The sequence below is a fragment of the Phenylobacterium sp. genome (genome assembly GCF_046590535.1).
Taxonomy (GTDB): Bacteria; Pseudomonadota; Alphaproteobacteria; order Caulobacterales; family Caulobacteraceae; genus Phenylobacterium.
In genome coordinates, this window is sequence record NZ_JBKJTG010000102.1 from 1 (window position 1) to 23,994 (window position 23,994).

Consider the following 23,994-nt stretch of genomic DNA (forward strand, 5'->3'; position numbering starts at 1 on the left):
CCATCACCGTGTGGAAGGTCATCTCCGCGCGCTCGCCCGGCTGCAGCGGCCGGTCAAAGGTGAAGACCTTCGACCGCTTCAACTACCGCATCTTCACCTTTGACCGGCCGCTGCAGCCGGGCGAGCGCGCGGAGATGACCTTCCACACGGTGATGGCGCAACGGGGTTTCAAGAACTCCGGCAACACCACCCGCATCGTCGACAACGGCAGCTTCGTGAACAACTACGAGTTCGCCCCGGTCATCGGCATGGGCCGCGACCGCCTGCTGCAGGACCGCGCCAAGCGCCGCAAGTACGGCCTGCCGCCCCAGCTTCGCCCGCCAAAGCTCGAGGACCGCACCGCCCAGGTCCGCAACTACGTGGCCAACGCCGACTGGGTGAACGCCGACATCACCGTCACCACCGACGCCGACCAGACCCCGGTGGCGCCCGGCTACCGGATCTCCGACACGACACGCGATGGGCGCCGCACCATCCGCTACCGCACCGAGGCGCCGGTGCTGCACTTCTTCTCCGTGCAGTCGGCCCGCTATGCGATCCGCAAGGTCGACTACAAGGGCGTCGAGCTGGCCATCTACTACGACGCCCAGCACCCCTGGAACGTCGAGCGGATGATCAACGCGCTGAAGACCGGGCTCGACTACTACCAGGCCAACTTCAGCCCCTACCAGTTCCGCCAGGCCCGCATCCTGGAGTTCCCGGACTACGCCCAGTTCGCCCAGGCCTTCGCCAACACCATGCCCTACTCCGAGGGCATCGGTTTCATCCAGGACCCGTCGAAGCCCGACAAGATCGACTTCGTCACCTATGTCACCGCCCACGAGCTGGCGCACCAGTGGTGGGCCCACCAGCTGATCGGCGCGGACATGCAAGGGGGCACCGCGCTCTCCGAGACGCTCGCCCAGTACTCCGCCCTGATCGTCATGGAGAAGACCTACGGCCCCGACGGCATCCGCAAGTTTCTGAAGCGCGAGCTGGACACCTATCTGCGCCGCCGCGGCGGGGAACTGGTGGAGGAGCTGCCGCTGATCCGCGTCGAGAACCAGCCCTACATCCACTACAACAAGGGCTCGATGGTCATGTACCAGCTGCGCGACCGGATCGGCGAGGACCGGGTCAACGCGGCGCTTCGTCGGCTCCTGGCGCAGTACGCCTTCCAGGGTGCGCCCTACCCGCGTTCCCAGGACTTGGTCGACGCGTTGCGCGCCGAGGCCGGGCCCGAGCATGACCAGCTGATCACCGACCTCTTCGAGAAAATCACCCTCTACGACGTGAAGACCAGGACCGCGGCGGCGAAGAAGCGCGCCGACGGCCGCTGGGACGTGACGCTGACCTTCGAGGCCAAGAAGCTCTACGCCGACGGCCAGGGCAAGGAGACCGAGGCGCCCCTATCGAGCGAGATGTTCGATGTGGGCGTGTTCACCGCCGAGCCCGGCAAGAAGGGTTTCGCCGCCAAGGACGTGCTGCACTTGGCCACCGCCCCGATCCGCACAGGCACCCAGAGCCTCACGGTCACGGTGGACAAGCCGCCGAAGTTCGCCGGCGTTGATCCCTACAACAAGCGCATCGACCGCAACTCCGAGGACAACGCGATCAAGGTGACGGGCGGCTAGTTTGCCCTTGCGCAGCGTGAACGCATGGGGAACATTGCGGCCCCATGAGCCGCCATGTCGCCGTCGAAGACGCCGCCCCCCAGCCTGATCTGTGGCTGGCCGCCGCTCGTGCGCGCAAGCCCCGGCCGCACTACGCCGGGCACCGCGAGCGGCTGCGCGAGCGCGCCCTGAAGGGCGGGCTGGAGGCCCTGCCCGACTACGAGGTGCTGGAGCTGCAGCTCTTCCGCACCATTCCCCGCGGCGACGTCAAGCCGCTGGCCAAGCAGCTCCTGGTCCGGTTCGGGTCCCTGGCCGGCGTGCTGGGCGCCACCGCCGACGAACTCAAGACCGTAGCCGGCATCGGCGACGCCGTGGCGCTGGACCTGAAGCTCACCCACCAGGCGTCCCTTCGCATGGCCCGCGAAGTCATCGGCAGGCGCCCGGTGATCTCCTCTTGGCAGGCCCTGCTGGTCTATGTGAAGGCCGCCCTGGCGCACGAGGCCCGCGAGCAGTTCCGCGTCCTCTACCTCGACAAGAAGAACCAGCTGATCGCCGACGAGGTGATGAACCGCGGCACCGTGGACCACGCGCCGGTCTATCCCCGCGAGGTGGTGCGCCGAGCCCTGGAGCTCTCCGCCAGCGCGGTGATCCTGGTGCACAACCACCCCTCGGGCGATCCCACGCCGTCCGCCGCAGACATCGACATGACCCGCCAGGTCGTGGAGGCCGCCCGTCCCCTGCGCGTCACCGTCCACGACCATCTGGTGGTCGGCCGCGACGGGGTGGCTAGCTTCAAGGCGCTGGGCCTGTTCTGATCAGGCCCTCCAGGGTGGTCCGGGGAGGGCTCAGATGGCGGCTCACGATGGCGCAAGCCCGGCGTCCCGCGGCCGGTCGTTGGCCTCGTCCATCGGCTTGATCCTGATGTCGCTCGTCCTGCTGTTCCTGCCGGCGGGCTCGATCGGCTGGCGGCCCGGCTGGATATTCCTCGGCGTCCTGACCTTTGCGTTCACTGTCGCGGCGCTGGTCCTCGCCCGGGTCAATCCGGGCATCTTCCAGGCGCGAAGCCGGTTTCAGCCCGGGACCAAGGGGTGGGACAAGACGCTGCTGGCGATCCTGCTGCCAGCGATCGTGGCGATCCTGCCGGTGGCCGCCCTCGACGCAGGCCGCTTTCATTGGTCGGCGCCGCCCGTGTGGCTGATGGTCGTCGCCTACGCCCCCCTGCTGGCCGGTATCGCACTCACCGCCTGGGCGCAGGCGGTGAACCCGTTTTTCGAGCCGGGCGTGCGGATCCAGTCTGAGCGAGACCATCATGTGATCGACACCGGCCCGTACCGGTACGTGCGCCATCCGGGCTACGCCTCGGCGCTCCTGATGTTCATCGGCATGCCGCTGGCGCTAGGGTCGCTCTGGGCCCTGGCGCCTGCCGCCGTAGCCGCCGCCCTCCTGGCGCTCAGGACGCTCTGGGAAGACCGGCTGCTGCGGGCCGAGCTGCCCGACTACCCGGACTTTTCCCGACGGGTGCGCTTTCGGCTGATCCCCGGCGTCTGGTGAGTGGCCCTAGGCCATCGCCGCCCTGGGAATAATCGCGCCGGAGTGCTGCACCACCAGGGCCGCCAGGCTCCGGCCCGCCGCCACCGCCGCCGCCACCGAACCGCCGTTCAGCCGCCGTGCCAGGTAGCCGGCGTTGAAGCTGTCGCCGGCGCCGGTGGTGTCCACGGCCGCCAGGGCCGGCGGCGCGGGGAAGACCACCGGCTGGGGCCCATGCACCGTCAGGCTATGATCCGCGCCGCGCGCCACAACTTCGCAGCCGCTTGCCGCCCAACGCCCAGGGGCGTGCGACATATCCAAAGCCAGAGTGTCGTCAGCGCTGGTCGAGATGTAGCGACAGAAGGGGGCGACGGCCTCGATGGCGGCCAGGGCCGCGCGCGGGCTGTCCCACAACCTGGCACGATAATTTGTATCTAGCGCAACTGGAACGGCGGCCTCGGCCAGCAGGCCCTGCAGGGTGCGCCGGCCCGCCTCGCCGACCACGGCCAGGGTTATGGCCGAGAGATAGACCAGGTCCGCTGACGCCAGCGCCCGGCCCAGCGCCGCCAGGTCGGCGATCTCGAACAGCGACCGCACCGCAGCCTCGCTGCGCCAGTAGAAGAAGCGCCGCTCACCGGCCGCGTCGCGCTGGATCGCGTAGAGCCCCGGCAGGCGGCCCGGCGCCCGGGTCACCAGGGAGGTGTCCAGGCCCTCATCAGTCATCACCGCCAGGATTCCCGTGCTGAACGGATCGCCGGCCCCGATCGCCGTGGCGTAGGCCACGTCCAGCCCAAGGCGCCGCAGATAGACCGCGGTGTTGAAGGTGTCGCCGGCATAGCCCACCGCCGCCCGGCCGGCCTCGGCCAGGCTCAGTTCGACCATGACTTCGCCCAGGGCGACGACGCGCATGGCGCCGCCGCTAAGCCGACTCGACCTCAAAGCTCAGGCCCGCGTGATTGCGCAGCCGCGCGATCAGCCGGCCCTGTAGCGCCGCCCCCGGCGTCCAGACGCCGCCTGGAACCTCAGGGGCTTCCTTGACCAGGCAGATGGCGGTCTCGGCGATCATCTTGGAGGTGGAGCCATAGCCCGGGTCGCGGTCGCCCTTCACCGCTACCTTCACGCGGCGGCCATCGGCGGCCACGCCGATAAAGGCGATGTCGTAGAAGCCCGCCTCGCGCTCGGCCTTGGTGGGCCCCTCGCCGGGCTGGGGGCCCGCCGCGCCGCCCAGGTCGGTGAAGGCCGGCGCCTCGGCCGGTCCCCCCACCACCATCTCGTCATAGACGAAGTCGTCGCCCCAGGGCCGGCCCATCAGGGCGTTGGAGCGGTGTACGTTCTTGGTGTTGATGATCGCCATCATGAAGGGCGCCACGGGGCCCACGTCGGGGTCGGTCTCCGGCTTGTCGCCACGCGGCTGCTCTGGCCCCTCGAACCCGGGGGTCAAGGCGAACGGACTCATCATCAGCGGGAACAGGCTGGGGTCCTTGGTCATCGCCTCCATGGTCACCCGGCCGCTGGCCGCCGTGCCGCCGGAAAGGCCGCCCTGGATGGCGCGCACCCGGCCCTTCACATGGGGTGCGGGCCCGCCCAGCTTCGCCTTCGCCGTCTCCTGGGCGAAGAACACGCCCAGCTCGAAGGGGATGGAATCGAAGCCGCAGGAGAACAGGATTCGCGCCCCGCTGGCCTTGGCGGCGGCCTCGTGGGCGTCGATCATCTGGCGCATCCAGGTTGGCTCGCCCGACAGGTCCAGGTAGTCGGTCCCCGCCTCGGCGCACGCCGCCACCAGGTCGGAGCCGTAGAGCTGATAGGGCCCCACCGTGGTGACGACCGCCTTGGCCCGAGCGACCATGGCCCGCACACTGCCCGGGTCGGCCGCGTCGGCCACCACCAGCGGGGTGTCCTTGGGCGCGCCGATCTCGTCGCGCACCTGGGCCAGCTTTTGCGCCGAGCGCCCGGCCATGGCCCACTTGATCTCGCCGCCGACGCCATAGCGCCCAGCCAGGTGCTCGGCCACCAGCCGCCCAGTGTAGCCGGTGGCGCCATAGACGATGATGTCGAACTCGGCGTTCGGGTTCATGGCGGTAGTCCCCCTCCAGTCTCTCGCTGCGGCGGCGACCTTGACGAATTTACATCGTTATCACAACCCGCAGCGCGCTAAGCTGGCGGGGAGTCGGGAGGACCATGTGGGCGTCGAGCTGGGGATCATCGAGGGCTTCTTCGGCCGACCCTATAGCTGGGAGGAGCGCGCCGGTATGGTCCGGGCGCTGGCCCCCGCCGGCTACGGCTTCTACCTCTACGCGCCCAAGGCGGACGCCTATCTACGCCGCCGCTGGCGCGAGCCGCATCCGTCCGAAGAGATGGCCGCCCTGGCCCAGTTCGCCGGCGTTTGCCGCGGGGCCGGTGTGCGCTTCGGCGTGGGCCTCAGCCCCTATGAGCTGTTCCTTGACTTCGACGGGGCCGCGAAGGACGCCCTGGGCGAGAAGCTCGCCGCCTTTGATGCCCTTGGCCTCGATGACCTGGGCGTGTTCTTCGACGACATGAAGGGCGACCTCCCCGACTTGGCGGCGCGCCAGGTCGAGATCGTCCACTGGATCGCCGAGCGCAGCGCCGCCAGCCGGCTGATCGTCGCCCCCAGCTACTACACCGACGATCCGGTTCTGGACCGGGTGTTCGGCGCCCGGCCTGACGGCTACCTCGACGACCTGGGCGCCGGCCTCGATCCGGCCATTCAGATCATGTGGACCGGCGAGGAGGTCTGTTCGCGGGAGTATTCCCCCGGCCACCTGGCGCGCGTCGCCGGGATCCTGCGCCGCAAGCCGTTCCTGTGGGACAACTACCCCGTCAACGACGGGCCGCGGATGAGCCTGCGCCTGCACTTGCGGGCCTTCACCGGCCGGCCGGCGGCGATCGGCGACCACCTAGCCGGCCACGCGGTCAACACCGCCTCCCAGGCGGTGCTCAGCCGCGTCCCCTGCCTGACGCTGGCTGAGAGCTACCGCGCGGGCGAGGCCTATGGATACGCCGCCGCTTTTCGCGCCGCGGCGATCGAGGTGCTGGGTGCGGACTTCGCCCACGCGGTGGAGACCAACCTCGGCTGGCTGCAGGACGTGGGCCTGGGCGGCTTCGACGACGCGCGCCGCGAAGCGCTCCGCACCCGCTTCGCCGCCTTCGACCACCCCGCGGCGCGGGAAATCATCGATTGGCTGGGCGGCGGCTACGCCATCACCGGCGAGGAACTGCAGACCCAGTAGACCTAGAAGATGAGCTTCTCCTCGCCCCACCACAGCGGAGAGCCCGCGTGGTCGATGAACAGCTTCTCGTCCTCCAGCAGCATCCGGGCGGCGTCGCGGGCGGCGGGGTCGTCCATGCGGCGGGCGAGATCGTCCAACCCATCGTACCAGAGCAGCGCCACCCCGTCGTAGTCGGCGGGCGCGCCGCGGCTGTCGCGCAGGCCCGCCGACATCTCCTGCGGCAAGCTGTGCATCTGCACATAGCGGCGGATGCCCAGCACCTCGCGGACGCTGGCCACCAGCGGGGCGTGATGGCCATGCCAGTAGGCCTGGAACGCCTCGCGGGTCAGGTGCGGCTGGCGGATCAGCGCGAAGGTAAGCTTCAGCATCGGGAGCCTCCGGGCCTCACGCTAACGGATCGACGCCGACATAGGAGCCCGACGAAGGTCCGCTTCCTGGCGCGACCCCTATTTCGGTTCGCGACCCGTTGCGGACGTGGAGCGATTATCGGTGCAACGCCATTAGGGCGCCACTAGCAGACATGGCCACCTATCCGAAAAGGCGACATGTCAGTTCAGGTTGGTGTCTCAGGATTCGCTTCCAGGCAGCTCGCCAACGGCTGCGTCAGCCCCCTTCCGTCACCCTGACCTAGGCTGGAAAACGCCAGTGCGGCGTGTTCCAGGCAATGGAGCGGATCAACAAGACTGCGGACTCCTGCTAGGACCGCGGGAGCGATAGGGCGGCCGGTCAATGTCGACCCTGGTCGCCTCAACGCGGCGAAAATTTGATTCAACGGACTCATCGCCATGATCACCCGGACACTCTCGATCGCAGCTGTATCAGCCGTGTTGGCCCTCGGCGCCTGCCAGACGGCTCCCGAAACGCAAACGGGGTTTCTAGGATCTTACGAGGGATTGGCGGCCCCAGGGCAAAGCCTGCGCGCCTCGGTCCTTCAAAGGCGCGACGACGAAGCAGCCGCCGGTATCGAGCGCGTCTTTATCGCGCCCAGCGTGCTCATGGCCGGAGTTGGCGAGGCCGTGTCGGCAGCCGATCGCGCGCGCGTGCTTCGCGAAGTTGATCGCCAGATTTGCTATGAGGTGAGCGAGCGCTTCACCGTGATCTCGGATGCCGCCCCTGACGCGGCGACCATACGCGCGGCCGTTGTCCGCATCAACGCCACGGGTCAGGCAGGTTCACTGGCGTCGGCCACGGCGAGCTATTTTATTCCCGGCCCCATCGGCGTCAGGATACCGGGCGCGACTGGGGGCTTGGCCGCTGAAGCTGAACTGATCGGCCCGGACGCGGCCCAGATCGCCGCCATCATCTGGGCGCGAAACGCTACCGTGGTCGGAACCGACTCCCCATCACTCTCCCGGGTCGGCGACGCCCTGCAACTCGCGGAGCCGTTCGGCGATGCGGTGGGTGATGCGTTTTCGCCGACCAGCAGGAAACCTCGGCCTATCGCCACGCCCGATCCGTGCCAACGGTTTGGACCACGTTTCAGTCCAGCTGGTATAATCGCCGGCTTCGCCACGGGCCTTTACGTGCCGGAGTTGGCTGGTGCGAAAGACACCGATGATGAACGAAAGGATCCCAGGTGAAGTCAGTTATCGGCTAACTGCCTACTTCGCCTCTTTGACTAGAAATCTGCTTGACTACGCCACTCCGACACGACCGTCGCACGCGCGGACTGACACGCTGGCTCAAAGCACCAACATAGAGAGAATGGCTTAAGGCGGAGCCTGCGGACTGGCCCTTGACCTCGGGAGAGTCCGCTTGTCGGATGGGGACCATCCGTCAGATTCTCACCACGAGCGAGCCGCACCCGCCCTGCCAAACTTCCGCCGCCCCGACCCCCAGGACCACAGCGTGATCTCCCGCCGCGGCCTCATCCCCAATCTCGGCCTGCTGGGCTTGGCCGGCGCGGGCGCCCTGGTGCTGCGCGAACGGGTATTCCCGCCGGCCCCGCGCGTCGTCTTCGCCGAAGGGCTTACCCGCACGGACTGGATCGACCTGCCCCGCCGCGGCGGTCTCCTGGAAGTCCCGGCCAGAGTCGGCGGCGTCCCGATCCGCGCGGTGATCGATTCCGGCGCCCAGTTCTCCGCCATCGACCGGGGCCTCGCCGAGCGCCTGGCCCTGCCCAAGGCCACGGCCCTGCCCTTGCTGGCGTTCGGGGTCTCCGGCGGCCCCAGCCTGACCCATACGGTCGGTCTCGACCTCCACATGGGCCAGTTGAGGGTCGGTGGCGTCCGCGCCGCGGTGCTGGAGATCGGCAGCCTCTCGGCGGTCACCGGGCGGGACTTCCAGCTGCTGGTCGGCCGCGACGTGCTGCGCGAGCTGGTGGTGCTGGCTGATTTTCCCCGCCGCCGGGTGGCCCTGCAGGCGCGGGAAGCCTTCGCCCCCGACCCGGCCGCCTTCGCCGTTCCCCTCAGGCTGGCGGGTGGCGCGCCGATGACCACCGTCCAGGTGGAGGACGCGCCGGCCCTGGAGGTGATGATCGACACCGGCGCTACCGGTGTGCTGGCCCTGTCGCGGGAGGCGGCCCAGGCGGCGGGCCTGCTGGACGGGCGGCCGCGCACGCAGGCCCGGTCAGTGAGCCTGGGGGGCGTAAGCCTGGACGCCCTGGTCACCGCCAGCCAGGTTCGCTTCGCCGGCCGCGAGCTGGCCGATGTGCAGGTGCAGATCTACGCCCCCAGCGTGCGCGGCCCGATTCCGCAGGGGCTGCTGGGCGTGGGCGCCCTGGAGACCTTCGAGATGGCGCTGGACCTGCGCGGCGGCCGCCTGTTCCTGACCCCCGGCGCCCGGGGCCGCTGAGCGGAACCAAGCCCGGCAGCAAGGGTTCAGTGGCCAGGATTCCAACGGGAGCTGCCCACCATGAAACACGCCCTGATCATTTGCGCCGCCGCCTCGGCTCTGGCGCTCTCCGCCTGCCAGCGCCAGGAAGCGGCCACCAACGACGCCAATCCGGGCCAGACCGCCCCCGTGAACGCCGCCCAGGACGCCATCGGCGCGGTTGTCGGCGAAACCTCGGCCGCCACCATGGGCGCCACCACTGGCGGCTTCGTCAACGCCGCGGCCATGAGCGACATGTACGAGATCGCGGCCGGCAAGATGGCTCAGGCCAAGGGCCAGTCGGCCGTCGTCAAGGCCTTCGGCAAGAAGATGGTCGAGCACCACACGGCCATGATGAACGGGATGAAGCCGATGGTGATGGCCGCCGGCGAGGCCCCGCCCACCGAACTGGACCAGCGCCGCAAGGGGATGCTCGACAACCTCACCGCCGCCAACGGCGCCGACTTCGACCGGGTCTATCTGGCCCAGCAGGTGGCCGCCCACGAAGAGGCTCTGACCCTGATGAAGACGTATGGCGATGGCGGCCAGAACGCAGACCTCAAGGCCGGCGCCATGAAGGCCATGCCCAAGGTCCAGATGCACCTGGACGAGGTCCGCAAGCTGCAGATGGGCTGAGCCGCCATAGTTCCTCCCCCTCAACCGGGCTTTCGCCCTGGGGGAGGATCTTAAAGATGCGCGCCCGGCCGTGTTCCGACTGGAGTGTGGCGCCGGCCGGGGCTAAGCCCGGCCCATGACCGCCGCCCCGGCCCGTTCGAGAGATCCGCGCGATGCGCCGGGCGCGGTCCCGGTGCTGCTGCTGATCGTCTTCCTGAGCCTGATCGGCTTCGGCGTGGTGATCCCGCTCCTGCCGTTCTTCGCCACGGTGTTCGAAGCCGAGGCGTGGCAGGTGACGCTGCTGTTCGCGACCTTCTCGGCCGGCCAGTTCCTGGGGGAGTTGTTCTGGGGCCGGCTGTCGGACCGCATCGGCCGCAGGCCCGTGTTGCTGATCACCATCTTCGCCTCGGCCCTGGGCTACCTGGCCCTGGCCTTCTCGCCCAACATCTGGATCGCCATCGCCGCCCGCGGCGCGGCCGGCTTCTTCTCCGGCAACATGTCGACCATCCAGGGCTATGTGGTCGACGTCACCCCGCCGGAGCGGCTAGCTGGGCGCCTGGGCCTGATCGGCTCGGCGTTCGGGGTGGGCTTCGTGGTGGGTCCGGCCATCGGCGGCCTGCTGGCCCGGCCGGAGCTGGGCGCCGCCGGGTTCCGCCCGCCCCTGGAGCTGGCCGCCGGCCTCTGCGTCCTGGCCGGTATCGGCGTGCTGGTCTTCGTGCGCGAGAGCCGGCTGGGGCCGCGGCCCCCCGGCATCCGCCGCAACCCCCTGGCGGCCATCACCGAGTCCCTGGGCCATCCCGTGCTGGCCACCCTGCTGGGCTGCACCTTCGTCTCCTTCGCAGCGTTCTCCGCCATGTGGGCGGTGCTGGGGCTGTGGGGCGAGGTCCGCTTCGGTTGGGGGCCGCGCGACATCGGCCTGGTGATGGCCTTGACGGGGGTGGCCGCCGCGTTGAGCCAGGGCGTGTTGTCCGGCATCTTCGTGCGCCGCATCGGGCCGGGGGTGACCATCGCGCTGGGCCTCAGCCTCACCGCCATCTGCCTGATGATCCAGGCGATCAGTCCCTGGCCGTGGCTGGTGGTGGTCTGCATGGTCCTGGGGGTGGCGGGCCACGCCAGCACTCAGCCGGCGGTGACCTCCCTGGTCTCTCGCTCGGCAACGCCGGATCGCCAGGGCGCGACGCTGGGCGCCAGCACCGCGGTGGGGTCCCTGGCCCGGGTGGCCGGTCCCATCATCGCCGGCGTGCTGTTCTCCTCGGTGGGGCCGTCCGCGCCGATCGTGTTCTCGGCGCTCGGCCTGATCCCCGCCGCCTGGCTGGGCTGGCGCGCCGCGCGGCTGCTGCATGTGGGCCGCGACCCCTGAGCGCGGCCTTGCGGCATTGGCGATGATGTGCGGTCGCGGGCGCACCGCCACGCCGGCTATGGCCTTCGTGCGGCTGAAGCTGCACTAAGGCGGCCATGCCGCCCCTGCGCTCGACCCCTGTCCTCGCCCTCGCGGGTCTCGCATGGGCGCTGATGGCGGGTGCGGCCCTGGCGCACGGGGTGGCCGACAAGGACGCGGCCTTCATCCAGGCCCACCCGGGGCCGCAGGTGTTGGCGTTCCTCTACTTGGGCGCGAAGCACATGGTCACTGGCTACGACCACCTGGCCTTCCTAGTGGGGGTGGTGTTCTTCCTGCACCGGCTGAGGCAGGTGGCGCTCTACGTCACCCTGTTCTCCATCGGCCACTCCATCACCCTGCTGGCGGGCGTGTTGCTCAGCCTCCAGGCCGACGCCTTCCTGGTGGACGCCCTGATCGGCCTGTCGGTGGTCTACAAGGCCTTCGACAACCTCGACGGCTTCCGCACGCTCGCCGGCCGGCGGCCCGACCCTCGCGCCATGGTGGCGGGCTTCGGCCTGATCCACGGCCTGGGCCTGGCCACCAAGCTGCAGGCGCTTGAACTCAGTTCGGACGGCCTGGCGGTCAACCTGGTGTCGTTCAATGTGGGCGTCGAGCTGGGCCAGTTGCTGGCGCTGAGCGTCATCCTGGCGGCCATGACGCTTTGGCGCCGCACCGTCAGCTTCGGCCGGCTGGCCGCCGCGGCCAACGTCGCCCTGATGGCCGTGGGATTCTTGCTGATGGGCTACCAACTGGCCGGATATGCGCTGGGAGGCGCAAGCTGATGACCGAGCTCTCGCCCGCCGCCCGGTTCTCCCGCGGCCGGCTCATCGTCGCTACGGCAGGCGCCGCCGCCGTGGCCTTCCTGATCTTGTTCGCCGCCATCCTGCCCGCGGAGTACGGCCGCGATCCCCTGGGCCTTGGGAAGGCCACCGGCCTGGCGCGCATCTGGGCGCCGAAGGAAATCCCCATCGACCCCAGCGCCTCGGGCGTAGCGCGAGCGCGGGAGTACGCCACCGCCTGGCGCACCGACGTGATCGAGATCCCGCTAGCCGCCGCCACCGGCGCCCGGTCGGCCTATGAGCTGGAGTACAAGGTGCGCATGGCGAAGGACGCCACCCTGATCTACCAGTGGCAGGCGCTCGGCGTGGTCAACGCCTCCGACCTCTACTACGACTTCCACGGCCACACCCTGGTGGCGAAGCCCGGCCAGTCGATGACGGTGGCCACCTACAAGCAGGCCAACAGCCAGGCTCAGCAGGGCGCACTCACCGCCCCCTTCGACGGCATTCAGGGCTGGTTCTTCCAGAATTCCACCGTCAAGCCGGTTGTGGTCCGTGTACGGATCGCCGGATTCTACGAGTTGATCCCTGCGGGCCAGCCAGGCAACGAGGCCGGCATCGTCGCCAACGTGCCGGCGGCCCAGGCGCTGCCTTCGCGCCCCGGAGCCGGCGGATGATCTATCTGGTCGTCAAGGCGCTGCTGTCGGGCCTGATCATCGCGGTGGTCTCCGAGGTCGCCAAGCGCAGCCCAGGGGCCGGCGCCCTGATCGTCTCGCTGCCGCTGGTCTCGATCCTGGGGATGATCTGGCTGTGGCGCGACACCGCGGACCCGGCGCGGCTCGCCACCCACGCCCAGGCGACCTTTTGGTACGTGTTGCCGTCCCTGCCGATGTTCCTGCTGGTCCCGGCACTGCTGCGGCGCGGCGTCGGGTTCTGGCCAGCGCTGGCGGCCGGCTGCGCGCTCACCGTCGGGCTTTACCTCGCCATGACCCTCTTGGGGCCAAGGCTGGGTCTGAGGCTCTAAGGGCGACCCCGGCGTGCATCGCACGCCGGGGTCAGGTCCTCAGTTCGGCAGACGGCCGTGCAGTTCGTCTTGCACGGTGGTGGCGCCGGCGGTAGCGATCGCCTGGGCCTTTTCCTTCAGGGTCGAGCCTTCGCCCTCGGGCCCGGTCTGGCGGTGCAGTTCTTCCTTCACCTGGCCGTAGGCGCGCTCGGCGATGCCCTTGGCGTCTTCCAGCGAGGCCTGCGCCACGTCCTTGCCCTTGCCCACCAGCTTGTCGCGGGTCGGCCCGACGTAGCGGTTCTCCGCCGGGGTCGACGGCAGGGCGGCGCCCACGGCCGCGCCCACCGCCACGCCGATGGCGGCCAGGATGAGCGGCTCGCTGTCCAGGGTGTCGTGGAAGCGCTGCTCGGCCTGCACCTTAACCCGACCAGCCCGGTCGGAGGCGGAATGCGCCATGGCGTTGATCTTGGCCTTGGCCCCGCTTGCGCCGTCCGCCGCGTCGTGGCGAGCGTGGGCCAAGCCGTCACGGGCCGAGGCCACCGCACCAGAGAGCTTGTCCTTGGCGCCCGCGATGCCGTCCTTCGCGGCGTCCACCGCATGGTCCACCTTGGCCTTCAGGCGCGTCCCCGCGCCGTCGGTCTCCTGGTAGCCCTCATAGGTCTGGTAGCCGCCGCCATCGGTGAAGGCCCGGCGCTCATAGCCGTCGGCATAGCGCCGGCTTTGCGACTTCTTCTGGCTCAACGCCAGCCAGGCCAGGCCGAAGCCGATCAGGGCGATCGGCACCGGGTTCTCGCGGGCCTGCTCCACGACCTTGGTCAAGAGCTGGTTACTGGCGCCGCCCATCGCCCGGGTCGCCTCGTCGAACAGCGGGCCGGGGCTCATCTTCTCTTTCAGGGCCTCGACCGTTCGGTCCAGGTCGCCGCGGGTGGCTTCCACTTCGCGTTCGATCTCTTCGGAAGATTTCGTCATGTCACCTGTTCCTTCACGAGTTGGACGTCCTTCGACAGCTGCCGCGCCGAGCGATCAGGCGTCAGGTTCGTCGGTTTCATCATCTTCACGCCGGCCTTGATCAGCATGTAGCCGGCGGCGGCCACCGAGACGCCGACCAAGAGCGAGGCCCACACGGGGTCCATCACCTTGGAGAGCGCGATCACCAGGGCCTGCAGCAGGACCAGCAGCGCCGCCAGCAGCAGCACGCCGCCGGCCGCGACCTCACCCAGAGCCTTGCCGGTGGCCGAGAACTTCTCGGTCACTTCGGCTCGGACCAGTTCGGACTCCTTGCGAACCAGGTTCGCCAAGTCGCCGGTGAGCGCCTGGACCAGTTCAGGCAGGGTCCTGGCGTCGGGGGTATGTGGGCTCCCGTCCATGACCCTAGACGCCCGGATCGAAGCGGCCGCGCGAGGCGCCGCCCGGGCCGTTGACGGTGTCGTCCGCGTCCGTCGCTTCCAGGCCGCCCAGGTCGTCGGCGAGGGGCGCCTTCAGGGCGCTGGTCGCGCTCGATTCCGCGCCATCGAACTCGGCGTCGTCGTCATAGAGCGCCTCGTCGGAGAAGGCGGTGATGTCTCCCTCGGCGCCGTAGGCGGTGCTCTCCGCGGCCGGCCAGGGGCTGCCGCCGGACACCGTGTTGGCCTGCCGATGCTGGCCCGAGGCGCGCACGAAGCGGCCCAGCGCCAGGCCCACCAGGACCGAGCCGCCGATGAAGGCCATCGGGTTCTTGCGGCCAAAATCGCGGACCGCGGCCAGCAGGTCTTCCGGCTGCTTGTCGGCGAGATTGCGTGACAGGGTCTCCAGGCCATCGGCGGCCCGGCCCACCAGCCGGCCGGCCAGGCTCTGGTCGTGTTGCGCCAGGTCGTCGCCGGCGCGGCGCACTGCGGTGGCGAAGTCGCCCAGGGTCTTGGTGGCCGTCTGGGTGTGTTTCTGGACCTCGTCGCGAGCCTTGTCCTGCGCCGCCGCGGCGAAGGTCTGGGCCTCGTGCTTAAGGGTCTGGCCGGCTTGGCCGATCAGCTCCTTGGCCTGGGTCTTGGTGTCCGCGCCGCTGGAGGCGCCGGTGGTCCCAAGGCCGTCCGTGGGATCGATAGTGCTCATGTCTTCCTCCGAGAAGCCGCGTTTCAGGTTGCAGGCGATGAAGCGCGGCCAACCGAGCGGCCGCGCGCCTTGGCTGCCTAACGCCCATGACCGGGTTTCGGTCGCGCCGTGGGCCAGCAAAAAAGCTTCCACCCGTAAGTGTTGGTCCTACGCGACTTGGCGCGCCCCGGCGCCAGCCCTAGGGTTAGCGCCCGTTTCCGGCGTCGAGGCCCCCTATGACCCCTGTCCGCCTGCTCGCCGGCCTGGCCGCCAGCGCCCTCCTGGCCCAGCCCTCCGCCGCCCAGGACTCCGCGCCCATCTCGCCTGCCCGCCTCTCCGAGATCACCCGCACCCTGGCTAGCGACCCCTTCGCCGGCCGCGCGCCGGGTGGGCCGGGGGAGGCCAGGACCATCGACTACCTGGTCGGCCAGTTCAAAGCGCTTGGCCTGCAGCCCGCGGGCGACGGTGGCGGCTGGACCCAGGACGTGCCGCTCTACCGCTTCCAGGTGCAGCCGGGCTCGGCCTTCAGCCTGACCGCTGGCGGCCGCAGCCGCACGCTGGCCCAGGGCAAGGACCTGATGGTCGGAACCCAACGGCCCATCGAACGGGTCAGAATCAAGGCCGCGCCGCTGGTCTTCGTGGGCTATGGCGTCGCCGCCGCCGAGCGCGGCTGGGACGACTTCAAGGGCCAGGACCTGAAGGGCCAGATCGCCGTCGTCCTGATCAACGATCCCGATTTTGAGGCCCTGTCCACCGACCCCGTGGCCGGCAAGTTCGGCGGTCAGGCCGCCACCTTCTACGGCCGCTGGGTCTACAAGTACGAGGAGGCCGTGCGCCGCGGCGCCACCGGCGTGCTGATTGTCCACGAGACCGCCGGCGCGGCCTATGGCTGGAGCACGGTGCTGGCCTCCAACGGCGAGAGCTTCGACGTGGTGCGCGCCGATCCCGCCCGCGAGAAGCTGCTCATCCAGGGCTGGATCCAGCGCGACCTGGCCGTGGACCTGTTCCGCCAGTCCGGCCTCGACTTCGAGGCCGAGAAGGTCCGCGCCCGCACGGCAGGCTTTCACCCGGTGGCGCTGAAGGGCGCCACCTTCTCCGCCGACTATCGGCTCACCGTCGAGCGGCTGAAGAGCGCCAATGTCCTGGCCGCCCTGCCGGGGACGAAACACCCGCACGAGAGCATCATGTACGCGGCCCACTGGGACGCCTTCGGGATCGGGCCGGCCGACGCCTCGGGCGACACCATCCGGCGCGGCGCAGCGGACGACGCGGTGGGGGTGGCGGGCGTCATCGAGATCGCCCGCGCCTTCGCCGCGGGGCCGAGGCCCGAGCGAACCATCGCGTTCGGCGTCTGGACGGCGGAAGAGCGCGGCCTGCTGGGCTCGGAGCACTATGCGGTGAAGCCCGCCTTCCCGCTGGCCTCCTCGGTAGCCAACTTCACCCTCGACGTGCTGCAGACCGCCGGGCCGTCCCGTGACGTGGTGCTGGTGGGGGCCGGCCAGAACGAGCTGGAGCAGTACCTGGCCCGCGCCGCCGTCCGCCAGGGGCGCATCGTCACCCCCGACGCCAGGCCCGAGCGCGCGCTCTTCTACCGCGCCGATCACTTCTCGGTGGCCAAGCGCGGCGTGCCCACCCTCCTGCTGATGGGCATCGGCGGCGGCCCGGACCTGGTGGTCGGCGGCCGGCCCGCGGGGGACAAGTGGGTCAGCGACTACACCGCCAACTGTTACCACCAGCCGTGCGACCGCTGGAGCCCCGACCAGGACTACCGCGGCGCCGCCCAGGACGTGGCCCTAGTCTATGAGGCGGGCCTGGAGCTGGCCAACTCCCGGGCCTGGCCGGACTGGAACCCCGGCTCAGAGTTCAAGCCAATCCGGGCCACGAGCGCATCTGAAAGGCGCTGATAGCTGAAGGCGTCATTCAGCCAGCGTTCAGCACATGATCGCTAAGTCATTGAGCCTCAAGCCTAAAGGAGGCTCTTTCATGCGCAAGTCTCTCTCCGCCGCCATAGCGGCCGTCACCGTCGGCGCCGCTGTCGCCGCCACCGCCCTGCCTGCTCAGGCGCAGAACTATTACGATGACTACAACCGCAGCCGCAGCAGCGGCGCGGCGGTGATTGCCGGCATCGCTAGCCTCGCCATCGGGGCCGCTCTCGCCAGCTCCAACAGGAACCGCAACACCGGCTACTACAACAACGGCTACCAAGACCCGCGCTACGGCTCCAACTCTTACGGCAACGGCTACAGCTCGGGCTACGGCAACGGCTATGGCAACGGCTACAGCTCGGGCTACGGCTACAGCCCGGGCTACGGGAACAGCTACGGTAACGGCTACAGCCCGGGCTACGGGAACAGCTACGGCAACGGCTACAGCCCGGGCTACGGGAACAGCTACGGCGACTCCTACTCCGGCCGCACCTGCGTGAGCCGCGAGCGGGTTCGTGACCCCTACTCCGGCCGCCGCGTGGTGGTGCAACGCCGCTACGCCTGCTGAGCCCGAGAGGACCCTGCCGCGCGCTGAGGAGACAGTGCGCGGCAGGCGTCCGTTCGATCCGCCTTCGGAAATTCTCGTCACCCGTGCAGCCGCGCAGGCCTTGCCCAGGTCCCGCGACGCCGTTCCCTCCGACCCATACGGCGCGCCCGGATGACGCGTTCGCTACGCGTGGTCTAGGCCATCACCCTGGCGTCGAGCCGGCGGCGGATGAAGTCAGCGGCCAGCAGGATCGACTGCTTCGCCTTGGCGGTGTGCATCCTCTCCCACACATGGGTCTCCTCGGCCCAAAGGCGCACGGTCAGGTCGCCGCCCACCTCGCGCACCTTGTCGGCCAGCCGCACCGCGTCGTCATAAAGGATGTCCCCGCGGCTGGCGTGGATCAGCATGGGCGGGAACCCCTCGAAGGAGCCGAACAGCGGCGAAGCCACCGGGTCCGTCGCCGAGCGGCCGTCGAGGTAAAACCGCGCCACCAGGGCAAGGCTCTCCATGGTGTAGGGCGTCGTCCCCATCAGTGACGCCGCCGTCACCGACCAGCTCTGCAGCGAAAGATCCACCCAGGGCGACAGCAGCACCACCCCGGCTGGCGCGGGCAGACCCCGGTCGCGGGCCTGCTGAAGGGCGGACAGGAGCACCGCCGCGCCCGCCGATTCCGCCAGGGCCACCACCGGCTCGCCGGGATAGGTTGCGTGGAACCAACGCCAGGCCGCCACGATGTCCTCCACAGGACGATGAGGCCGCGCTACGCCGTCCGCTGGGTGCGGCTGGTGGAGGTCCTGGCGCTCGCCGCGTCGGTCGCGGCGCTGGTTGCTGCCGGACTTGGCCCAGCCTGACACCTCAGCCCAGCCAGCGCCGCGGATACTTCCAGCCCAGTTCGCGCACCTCGCCCGCCGCCAGGCCCAGCATCTTCATGCGATGCGCGGTGAGTTCGGCCAGCGCCTGCACCGGCTCCAGGCCCTTCACCGGGCTGGCGGCTACCCGGCCGGCGGTCAGCGCCCGGTCCACAGCAGTCCATTCCGCCTTTGCGCGGTCCTCGAAGCCCACCGCATAGTAGTGGCGCAAGGCCGCGGGCTCCCCCGGCGGCTCCACCATCACGCCGATCATCCACCCTGCCGCCACTGGAAATCCGAAGTCCCGACGCCGCCCGCGCGAGGGGCTGTCTAGCGCCCGGCCCGGACACCGCAAAGCGCTCAGTGCACGCAGGCTGCAGGGCCCCCGCCCAACCAAGCAGACCCAGGCCGGACGGCTTGAGCTTAACCGTAGCCGTCTTGCGGAGATCTTGGGAATCCGCGCCCACCAGACCGGCCACATCTGGGGTTCGTCTGTAGCGTGCCAGAACAGCACTGTTGTTCAGCTTGCTTAACGGCGATTAGCCAAAGCCGTAAGCCTTACCTTAGCTTCTTCATGCCAAGGTTCCGCCGTAATCCGGGCCATATCTCGCCACGCCCGGCGCCATGGAGCGTTAAGGTGTCCGAGTTGAAGGCCATGCCCGGCAGACCGCTTTCGGTGCTGCACGTGGACGACGATCCGATGAACCTGCGCGTGGTTCAGGAGATACTCACCGCCTTCGGCCACGCCGCGGTGATGGCGTCCAGCGGCGCGGAAGCCCTGGAGCATCTCGGCCGCCAGACCTTCGACGTGGTGCTGATGGACATCCACATGCCGGGAATGACCGGCATCGAGGTGGTGGAAAAGCTGCGCGCCTCGGTGGGGCCCGAACGCAACACGCCGGTGATCGCGCTGACCGCCGACGTGATCTCCCGCCGGCCCCAGGAGTATACCGCCCTGGGCTTCAACGACTTCGTCTCCAAGCCCATCCTGGTGTCGGGCCTGATCGCCTCCATCCAGCGCGCCGCCGGCCCCGGCGAAGCCCGCCAGCCCCTGAGCCGCGCGGGCTAATCCACGTCCGCTTCGACCGGCTGCGCCGCCAGCGGAGGCGAACCGGCCAGCGCCGCGTCCAGCTGTTCCCGGTCAAGGCCGCCTTCCCAGCGCGACACCACGATGGTCGCCACCGCATTGCCCACGAAGTTGGTCAGCGCCCGGCACTCGCTCATGAACCGGTCGACGCCCAGGATCAGCGCCAGCCCCGCCACCGGCACGCTGGGCACCACCGATAGCGTGGCGGCCAGGGTGATGAAGCCCGCCCCGGTCACCCCCGCCGCGCCCTTGGAGCTGAGCATGGCCACCCCCAGCAGCAGCAATTGGTCCGACAGGCTGAGCTCGATCCCCAGCGCCTGGGCGATGAACAGCGCCGCGAGCGTCATGTAGATGTTGGTGCCGTCGAGATTGAAGCTGTAGCCGGTGGGCACGACGAGCCCGACGATGGACTTGGCGCACCCTGCCCGCTCCATCTTCTCGAGCAATGACGGCAGGGCGGCTTCCGAGGAACTGGTCCCCAGCACCAGCAGCAGCTCCTCCTTCAGATAGCGGATCAGCTTGAAGATCGAGAAGCCGTTCAGCCGGGCGATCAGCCCCAGCACCACCACCACAAAGATGATGGCGGTCAGGTAGAAGGTGGCCACCAGCGCCGCCAGGTTGGCGATGGAAGCAATGCCATATTTGCCGATAGTGAAGGCGAAGGCCCCGAACGCCCCGATGGGCGCCGCGCGCATGAACATCGCCACCAGCTTGAAGAAGGCCTCCGCCGTGGCGTTCAGCACATCCAGCACCGGCTGGCCTCGGTCGCCGATCATCGCCAGGGCCAGGCCGAACGGGATCGAGAAGAACAGCACCTGCAGGATGTTGCCGTCCACGAAGGCTCCGGCCACCGTGGCCGGGATGATTTCCATCAGGAAGCCGGTGATGGTGGTGTCTTGGGCCTTGGCCGCGTAATCGGTGACGGCCCCGGCGTCGAGGGTGGCGGGGTCGATGTTCATCCCCGCCCCGGGCTGCACCACATTGGCCACGATCAGGCCCACCACCAGGGCAAAGGTCGAGACGGTGATGAAATAGGCGAAGGCCTTCAGGGCCACGCCACCCACCTTGTCTAGGTCGCGCATGCCGGCGATGCCGGTGACCACGGTCAGGAAGATCAGCGGGGCGATGATCATCTTCACCAATTTGATGAAGGCGTCGCCCAGGGGCTTGAGGCTCTCGCCGGTAGCCGGCCAGAAATGCCCGATCACGGCGCCGAGCGTGATGGCCACCAGCACCTGCACATAGAGCTGCCGGTGCAGGCCCCTGGCCCGGGCCGCGGGCTCCGCCGTCTTGCTGATGGTCGCCAAGTTTCCCCCTGATGGGCGTCAGGCCCGTTGCGCGCGAACCTACGCAGAAAAACCTGTGGCCGAAATTTCGAAGCTGCGGAATGCTGGCGGCCATAGTCGCCCGCCGCACGGGCCAAGAATCATTAGGGAAAAACCACCATGTCCATCACCCAGCGCCTGTTGCTGGCCGGGGCCGTCGCGCTGATCGCCGCCCCCGCCTTCGCCCAGGTCAAGCTCGCCCCGCCCGAGAGCGTCGGCTTCTCGGCCTCCGGCCTCAAGGCGCTGGACGGCGAGATGCATGCCCTGGTGGACCAGCAGAAGCTAGCCGGCGTGGTCACCCTGGTCGCCCGCCACGGCAAGGTGGTGCACTTCGACGCCTATGGCGCCCAGGACGCGGTCAGCAAGGCTCCGGTCACGACCGGCACCATCTTCCGCATCGCCTCAATGACCAAGCCGATCACCGGCGTGGCGATGATGCAGCTTTATGAGCAGGGCAAGTGGAAGCTGGACGACCCGGTGTCCAAGCACATCCCGGCCTTCGCCGGGCTGAAGGTGAAGGCAGCCGGCGGCGCGGCGGTCGCCCAGGACCAGCCGATGACCATGGCCCAGTTGATGAGCCACACCGCAGGCTTCGACGTCAGCGCCGGCTATGCGGGCGCCAACCTGTCGGAGACCGACCTGCAGGGCATGGTCGACAAGCTTGCCAAACTGCCCCTGGCCACTCAGCCGGGCACGGACTGGGCCTATGGACCGGTGGTCAATATCCAGGGCTACATCGTCGAGAAGCTCTCGGGGAAGTCCCTGGACCGCTACTTCCAGGACCACATCTTCACGCGCCTGGGCATGAAGGACACCCAGTTCTGGGCCGACCCCTCGAAGGCGGCACGGATCTCCTCGGTGCACACCTATGACCCCGCCGGCAAGATCGTGCTGGCGAACCCCCCCGGCCGGGTACAGACCACCCCGCCGCGCTTCCTGGCGGGCTCCGGCGGGCTCTATTCCACCGCCGAGGACTATTGGCGCTTCGCCCAGGCCCTGCTGAATGGCGGCGAGCTGGAGGGCGGCCGCATTCTCAAGCCCGAGACCGTTAAGCTGATGCGCCGCGACGTACTGCGCCCCGGGGTCGGGGTAGACCTCTATGGCCCGGTGCAGCAAGGGGTCGGCTTCGGCATGGACTTCGCCGTGCTGCGTGACCCGGCGGCGGCCAAGAGCCCGCAGGGGATCGACAGCTACTGGTGGGGCGGGGCGTTCGGGACCTGGTTCTGGATCGATCCCACCAACGACTTGGTGTTTGTGGGCATGATCCAGAACCTGCGCGGCTCGGTCCCCGGCGGCGGCACCCCCGACGTGCGCGGGATCACACCCAGAGTCGTCTACCAGGCGCTCACCGACCGGGCGAAATAGGCGGGCTTGGGTTGCGCGCGCGCTGGGGCTCTAGCCCCTGCTGGCGCGAAGAACCGCCCAAGCGCGTTTGGAGGCCGTAGTTCGGCTGGTTTGGGGAACCTGCGGTTCTCGGTTGCCGCGCCGAGGCGGAAGGCCGCCCGCCTCAAGCTAGAGCCTGTCGAATCACAACCAGCGCGACACGCGCCCCGTACCGTAATCTCGAAAACCGGGGCCCAACCGTCATTTGAAAACAACACCTTGCGATTGGTGATACATTGTTACGCGCAAGGTGATTGACGGCCCCCGTCGCATGACCGAGGTTACAACCCATAAAAAGGGCTGCCTTAAGGGCTTGGGGGAAACGTCATGGACTACAAACATCGACTGCTGCTGTCTGCTGCAATCGCCGCCGCCATGCTAGCCGGCGCCGCACAGGCGCAGGACGCGCGGGGCAACCAGATTGAAGAGCTGGTGGTCACCGCCGAAAAGCGCGAGCAGTCCCTGCAGGACGTGCCGGTCGCGGTTTCGGCCTTCTCCGATGAGCGCCGCGAAGTGGTCGGCATCAACTCGGTGCAGGACCTGACCAACTTCACCCCGGGCCTATCCTACTCCACCAACAATGACCGCATTGCGCTTCGCGGCATCGGCCGCTTCACCAACAACCGCTCCACCGAGGGCGGCGTGGCCATGTACTCCGATGGGTTTTACACCTCGTCGGTGACCTCGTTTGCCAGGTCCACCCTGTTCATCGAGCGCACCGAGGTGCTGCGCGGGCCCCAGGGCACACTCTACGGCCGCAACTCCATCGGCGGCGCGCTCAACATCATCACCAAGCGCCCCACGGACGAGTTCGAGGGCGAGGTGCGCGCCACTTTCCAGAACTTCGACTACCAGACCTACGAAGCCACGGTCTCCGGCCCGCTGCTGCAGTGGGGCAATGTCCGCGGCCGCGTCGCCGGCTCCTACTCGAGCCAGGACAAGGGCTACTTCAAGAACCTCTCCGGCGGCGAGGACGAAGGCGGCCGCGGCGACGAGTGGCAGATCGAGTACCAGATCGACGGCGAAACTGACGACGGCAAGTTCGAGTGGTGGTTCAAGGGCAATACGGCGGAGTGGCACAACGTCGGCCGCGGCCCCGGCGGCCGTAGCGGTCGCACCATCGGCGTGCGCGAGAACGGCCTGCTGTTCGCCACTGGCCTGACGCCCAGCTCGAACTTCGGCTTCACCGACCCGCTGCCCGGCAACGATTGCTCGCGCTGCTTCAGCACCAACGACGGCAACTACATCAGCCTGGAGAACGTCTCCTTCACGCTGAACACCGTGCTGCACCTCGAAGGCTTCGACGTGAAGTACACGGGCGGCCACAACTACTACGACTACCGCTTGCAGACCGACCTGGACGGCACCGCGCGGACCACCAGCTTCCTGGTCACCCGCACGACGCCGAACGTGCTGCCAGCCACGGCGACCAACCCGCTCGGTCTGGGCACCACCAACATCCCCGCCGAGGGCATCTTCATCTCGCCCCGCCAGCACAACCAATACCACGAAGAGGTCTGGTGGTTCTCGAACGAGATCAACTTCGCGTCGACCACCGACGGCCCGGCCCAGTGGCTGTTCGGCGTCTACCAGTACCGCGAAGGCTCCAACTACACCCTGTCGGACGCCCGCTATCCTGACGATCCGCGCTTCGAGACTCCGTTCAACCCGCTTACCCAGACGCCGGCGGCGCCTAACCCGCTGCGCCGTTACGCCCTGGGCTCGTCGGAGAACGTCAACGAGTCCTACGCCGCCTACGGCCAGATTGACTACAAGTTGACCGAAGCCTGGAAGATAACCGCAGGACTGCGCTACACGCTGGATAAGAAGCAGTCCTTCGAGAGCGCCCGGCTGTTCTGCTT

The 23,994-nt window shown here is 68.9% G+C and carries 25 protein-coding genes; 16 read left to right on the top strand and 9 right to left on the bottom strand.

What is annotated here, in order from left to right:
• The 3 genes from ACLL81_RS06110 to ACLL81_RS06120 all read left to right on the top strand — a co-directional run.
• Window positions 1–1,613, top strand: a 1,613-nt coding sequence (locus ACLL81_RS06110) for a M1 family metallopeptidase (protein ID WP_411287460.1), incomplete at its 5' end; no start/stop codon positions are given.
• 44 nt (window positions 1,614–1,657) lie between these two features.
• Window positions 1,658–2,407, top strand: coding sequence for a RadC family protein (radC, locus tag ACLL81_RS06115; protein ID WP_411287461.1), 750 nt, complete (start codon window positions 1,658–1,660; stop codon window positions 2,405–2,407).
• 34 nt (window positions 2,408–2,441) lie between these two features.
• Window positions 2,442–3,143, top strand: a complete 702-nt coding sequence (locus ACLL81_RS06120) for a methyltransferase family protein (RefSeq protein ID WP_411287462.1) — start codon at window positions 2,442–2,444, stop codon at window positions 3,141–3,143.
• 6 nt (window positions 3,144–3,149) lie between these two features.
• Here the strand turns inward: ACLL81_RS06120 and ACLL81_RS06125 are convergent, their stop codons facing one another.
• Window positions 3,150–4,028, bottom strand: coding sequence for a sugar kinase (locus tag ACLL81_RS06125; RefSeq protein WP_411287463.1), 879 nt, complete (start codon window positions 4,026–4,028; stop codon window positions 3,150–3,152).
• Window positions 4,029–4,038: 10 nt separating this feature from the next.
• On the bottom strand, window positions 4,039–5,193 hold the full coding sequence (locus ACLL81_RS06130) for a saccharopine dehydrogenase family protein (RefSeq protein ID WP_411287464.1): 1,155 nt from the start codon (window positions 5,191–5,193) through the stop codon (window positions 4,039–4,041).
• Window positions 5,194–5,299: 106 nt separating this feature from the next.
• On the opposite strand from ACLL81_RS06130, the gene ACLL81_RS06135 reads away from it, so the two are divergent.
• The gene (locus tag ACLL81_RS06135; RefSeq protein ID WP_411287465.1) at window positions 5,300–6,367 is read left to right on the top strand and encodes a beta-N-acetylglucosaminidase domain-containing protein; all 1,068 of its coding nucleotides are present in this window, start codon (window positions 5,300–5,302) and stop codon (window positions 6,365–6,367) included.
• A 2-nt stretch (window positions 6,368–6,369) separates the two neighbouring features.
• On the opposite strand, the gene ACLL81_RS06140 is transcribed toward ACLL81_RS06135, so the two are convergent.
• On the bottom strand, window positions 6,370–6,735 hold the full coding sequence (locus ACLL81_RS06140; RefSeq protein WP_411287466.1) for an EthD domain-containing protein: 366 nt from the start codon (window positions 6,733–6,735) through the stop codon (window positions 6,370–6,372).
• A gap of 417 nt (window positions 6,736–7,152) precedes the next feature.
• On the opposite strand from ACLL81_RS06140, the gene ACLL81_RS06145 reads away from it, so the two are divergent.
• The 7 genes from ACLL81_RS06145 to ACLL81_RS06175 all read left to right on the top strand — a co-directional run bounded on the left by ACLL81_RS06145 (window position 7,153) and on the right by ACLL81_RS06175 (window position 12,974).
• Complete coding sequence (locus ACLL81_RS06145) at window positions 7,153–7,947, top strand: DUF3313 family protein (RefSeq protein WP_411287467.1); 795 nt, start codon at window positions 7,153–7,155, stop codon at window positions 7,945–7,947.
• A 268-nt stretch (window positions 7,948–8,215) separates the two neighbouring features.
• Complete coding sequence (locus ACLL81_RS06150) at window positions 8,216–9,160, top strand: aspartyl protease family protein (protein ID WP_411287468.1); 945 nt, start codon at window positions 8,216–8,218, stop codon at window positions 9,158–9,160.
• 60 nt (window positions 9,161–9,220) lie between these two features.
• Window positions 9,221–9,814 carry a DUF4142 domain-containing protein gene (locus tag ACLL81_RS06155; protein WP_411287469.1) on the top strand — a complete coding sequence of 198 codons (594 nt, stop codon included), beginning with the start codon at window positions 9,221–9,223 and terminating at the stop codon, window positions 9,812–9,814.
• A 115-nt stretch (window positions 9,815–9,929) separates the two neighbouring features.
• A complete protein-coding gene (locus ACLL81_RS06160; RefSeq protein ID WP_411287470.1) occupies window positions 9,930–11,153 on the top strand; it encodes an MFS transporter in 1,224 nt (407 codons plus the stop codon).
• A gap of 95 nt (window positions 11,154–11,248) precedes the next feature.
• A complete protein-coding gene (locus ACLL81_RS06165) occupies window positions 11,249–11,953 on the top strand; it encodes a HupE/UreJ family protein (RefSeq protein ID WP_411287471.1) in 705 nt (234 codons plus the stop codon).
• Window positions 11,953–12,627, top strand: coding sequence for a hypothetical protein (locus tag ACLL81_RS06170; protein ID WP_411287472.1), 675 nt, complete (start codon window positions 11,953–11,955; stop codon window positions 12,625–12,627). Before ACLL81_RS06165 ends, ACLL81_RS06170 begins: the two co-directional genes overlap by 1 nt.
• Window positions 12,624–12,974, top strand: a complete 351-nt coding sequence (locus tag ACLL81_RS06175; RefSeq protein ID WP_411287473.1) for a DUF3147 family protein — start codon at window positions 12,624–12,626, stop codon at window positions 12,972–12,974. The genes ACLL81_RS06170 and ACLL81_RS06175 overlap by 4 nt, the downstream gene beginning before the upstream one ends.
• 39 nt (window positions 12,975–13,013) lie before the next feature.
• On the opposite strand, the gene ACLL81_RS06180 is transcribed toward ACLL81_RS06175, so the two are convergent.
• From ACLL81_RS06180 to ACLL81_RS06190, 3 genes are read right to left on the bottom strand one after another with little or no spacing between them, the layout of a single operon-like run.
• Window positions 13,014–13,922 (bottom strand): DUF3618 domain-containing protein, encoded by a 909-nt coding sequence (locus ACLL81_RS06180; RefSeq protein WP_411287474.1) that lies wholly within the window; start codon window positions 13,920–13,922, stop codon window positions 13,014–13,016.
• Window positions 13,919–14,320, bottom strand: a complete 402-nt coding sequence (locus ACLL81_RS06185; RefSeq protein WP_411287475.1) for a phage holin family protein — start codon at window positions 14,318–14,320, stop codon at window positions 13,919–13,921. Before ACLL81_RS06185 ends, ACLL81_RS06180 begins: the two co-directional genes overlap by 4 nt.
• Window positions 14,321–14,324: 4 nt before the next feature.
• The gene (locus tag ACLL81_RS06190; protein WP_411287476.1) at window positions 14,325–15,038 is read right to left on the bottom strand and encodes a hypothetical protein; all 714 of its coding nucleotides are present in this window, start codon (window positions 15,036–15,038) and stop codon (window positions 14,325–14,327) included.
• A gap of 215 nt (window positions 15,039–15,253) precedes the next feature.
• Between ACLL81_RS06190 and ACLL81_RS06195 the strand changes: the two genes are divergently transcribed.
• The gene (locus ACLL81_RS06195; RefSeq protein ID WP_411287477.1) at window positions 15,254–16,921 is read left to right on the top strand and encodes a M28 family metallopeptidase; all 1,668 of its coding nucleotides are present in this window, start codon (window positions 15,254–15,256) and stop codon (window positions 16,919–16,921) included.
• A 79-nt stretch (window positions 16,922–17,000) separates the two neighbouring features.
• Window positions 17,001–17,510 (top strand): hypothetical protein, encoded by a 510-nt coding sequence (locus ACLL81_RS06200; protein WP_411287478.1) that lies wholly within the window; start codon window positions 17,001–17,003, stop codon window positions 17,508–17,510.
• Window positions 17,511–17,683: 173 nt separating this feature from the next.
• On the opposite strand, the gene ACLL81_RS06205 is transcribed toward ACLL81_RS06200, so the two are convergent.
• Entirely contained in the window at window positions 17,684–18,343 is a 660-nt protein-coding gene (locus ACLL81_RS06205) for an alpha/beta hydrolase fold domain-containing protein (RefSeq protein WP_411287479.1), read from the bottom strand.
• A 1-nt stretch (window position 18,344) separates the two neighbouring features.
• Entirely contained in the window at window positions 18,345–18,611 is a 267-nt protein-coding gene (locus ACLL81_RS06210) for a hypothetical protein (RefSeq protein ID WP_411287480.1), read from the bottom strand.
• Window positions 18,612–18,974: 363 nt separating this feature from the next.
• Between ACLL81_RS06210 and ACLL81_RS06215 the strand changes: the two genes are divergently transcribed.
• The gene (locus tag ACLL81_RS06215) at window positions 18,975–19,406 is read left to right on the top strand and encodes a response regulator (protein WP_411287481.1); all 432 of its coding nucleotides are present in this window, start codon (window positions 18,975–18,977) and stop codon (window positions 19,404–19,406) included.
• Here ACLL81_RS06215 and ACLL81_RS06220 read toward each other — a convergent pair.
• Complete coding sequence (locus ACLL81_RS06220; protein ID WP_411287482.1) at window positions 19,403–20,731, bottom strand: dicarboxylate/amino acid:cation symporter; 1,329 nt, start codon at window positions 20,729–20,731, stop codon at window positions 19,403–19,405. The genes ACLL81_RS06215 and ACLL81_RS06220 overlap by 4 nt on opposite strands.
• Window positions 20,732–20,869: 138 nt before the next feature.
• On the opposite strand from ACLL81_RS06220, the gene ACLL81_RS06225 reads away from it, so the two are divergent.
• Complete coding sequence (locus tag ACLL81_RS06225) at window positions 20,870–22,114, top strand: serine hydrolase domain-containing protein (protein ID WP_411287483.1); 1,245 nt, start codon at window positions 20,870–20,872, stop codon at window positions 22,112–22,114.
• Window positions 22,115–22,459: 345 nt separating this feature from the next.
• Window positions 22,460–23,994: TonB-dependent receptor (locus ACLL81_RS06230; RefSeq protein WP_411287484.1), on the top strand; the 1,535-nt coding region annotated here is incomplete at its 3' end.

Bases quoted from the DNA above. Each gene is read 5' to 3' on its own strand.
- radC (WP_411287461.1), top strand. From the start codon at position 1,658: ATGAGCCGCCATGTCGCCGTCGAAGACGCCGCCCCCCAGCCTGATCTG.
- ACLL81_RS06120 (WP_411287462.1), top strand. From the start codon at position 2,442: ATGGCGGCTCACGATGGCGCAAGCCCGGCGTCCCGCGGCCGGTCGTTG.
- ACLL81_RS06125 (WP_411287463.1), bottom strand. From the start codon at position 4,028: ATGCGCGTCGTCGCCCTGGGCGAAGTCATGGTCGAACTGAGCCTGGCC.
- ACLL81_RS06130 (WP_411287464.1), bottom strand. From the start codon at position 5,193: ATGAACCCGAACGCCGAGTTCGACATCATCGTCTATGGCGCCACCGGC.
- ACLL81_RS06140 (WP_411287466.1), bottom strand. From the start codon at position 6,735: ATGCTGAAGCTTACCTTCGCGCTGATCCGCCAGCCGCACCTGACCCGC.
- ACLL81_RS06145 (WP_411287467.1), top strand. From the start codon at position 7,153: ATGATCACCCGGACACTCTCGATCGCAGCTGTATCAGCCGTGTTGGCC.
- ACLL81_RS06155 (WP_411287469.1), top strand. From the start codon at position 9,221: ATGAAACACGCCCTGATCATTTGCGCCGCCGCCTCGGCTCTGGCGCTC.
- ACLL81_RS06160 (WP_411287470.1), top strand. From the start codon at position 9,930: ATGACCGCCGCCCCGGCCCGTTCGAGAGATCCGCGCGATGCGCCGGGC.
- ACLL81_RS06165 (WP_411287471.1), top strand. From the start codon at position 11,249: ATGCCGCCCCTGCGCTCGACCCCTGTCCTCGCCCTCGCGGGTCTCGCA.
- ACLL81_RS06170 (WP_411287472.1), top strand. From the start codon at position 11,953: ATGACCGAGCTCTCGCCCGCCGCCCGGTTCTCCCGCGGCCGGCTCATC.
- ACLL81_RS06175 (WP_411287473.1), top strand. From the start codon at position 12,624: ATGATCTATCTGGTCGTCAAGGCGCTGCTGTCGGGCCTGATCATCGCG.
- ACLL81_RS06180 (WP_411287474.1), bottom strand. From the start codon at position 13,922: ATGACGAAATCTTCCGAAGAGATCGAACGCGAAGTGGAAGCCACCCGC.
- ACLL81_RS06185 (WP_411287475.1), bottom strand. From the start codon at position 14,320: ATGGACGGGAGCCCACATACCCCCGACGCCAGGACCCTGCCTGAACTG.
- ACLL81_RS06190 (WP_411287476.1), bottom strand. From the start codon at position 15,038: ATGAGCACTATCGATCCCACGGACGGCCTTGGGACCACCGGCGCCTCC.
- ACLL81_RS06195 (WP_411287477.1), top strand. From the start codon at position 15,254: ATGACCCCTGTCCGCCTGCTCGCCGGCCTGGCCGCCAGCGCCCTCCTG.
- ACLL81_RS06200 (WP_411287478.1), top strand. From the start codon at position 17,001: ATGCGCAAGTCTCTCTCCGCCGCCATAGCGGCCGTCACCGTCGGCGCC.
- ACLL81_RS06210 (WP_411287480.1), bottom strand. From the start codon at position 18,611: ATGATCGGCGTGATGGTGGAGCCGCCGGGGGAGCCCGCGGCCTTGCGC.
- ACLL81_RS06225 (WP_411287483.1), top strand. From the start codon at position 20,870: ATGTCCATCACCCAGCGCCTGTTGCTGGCCGGGGCCGTCGCGCTGATC.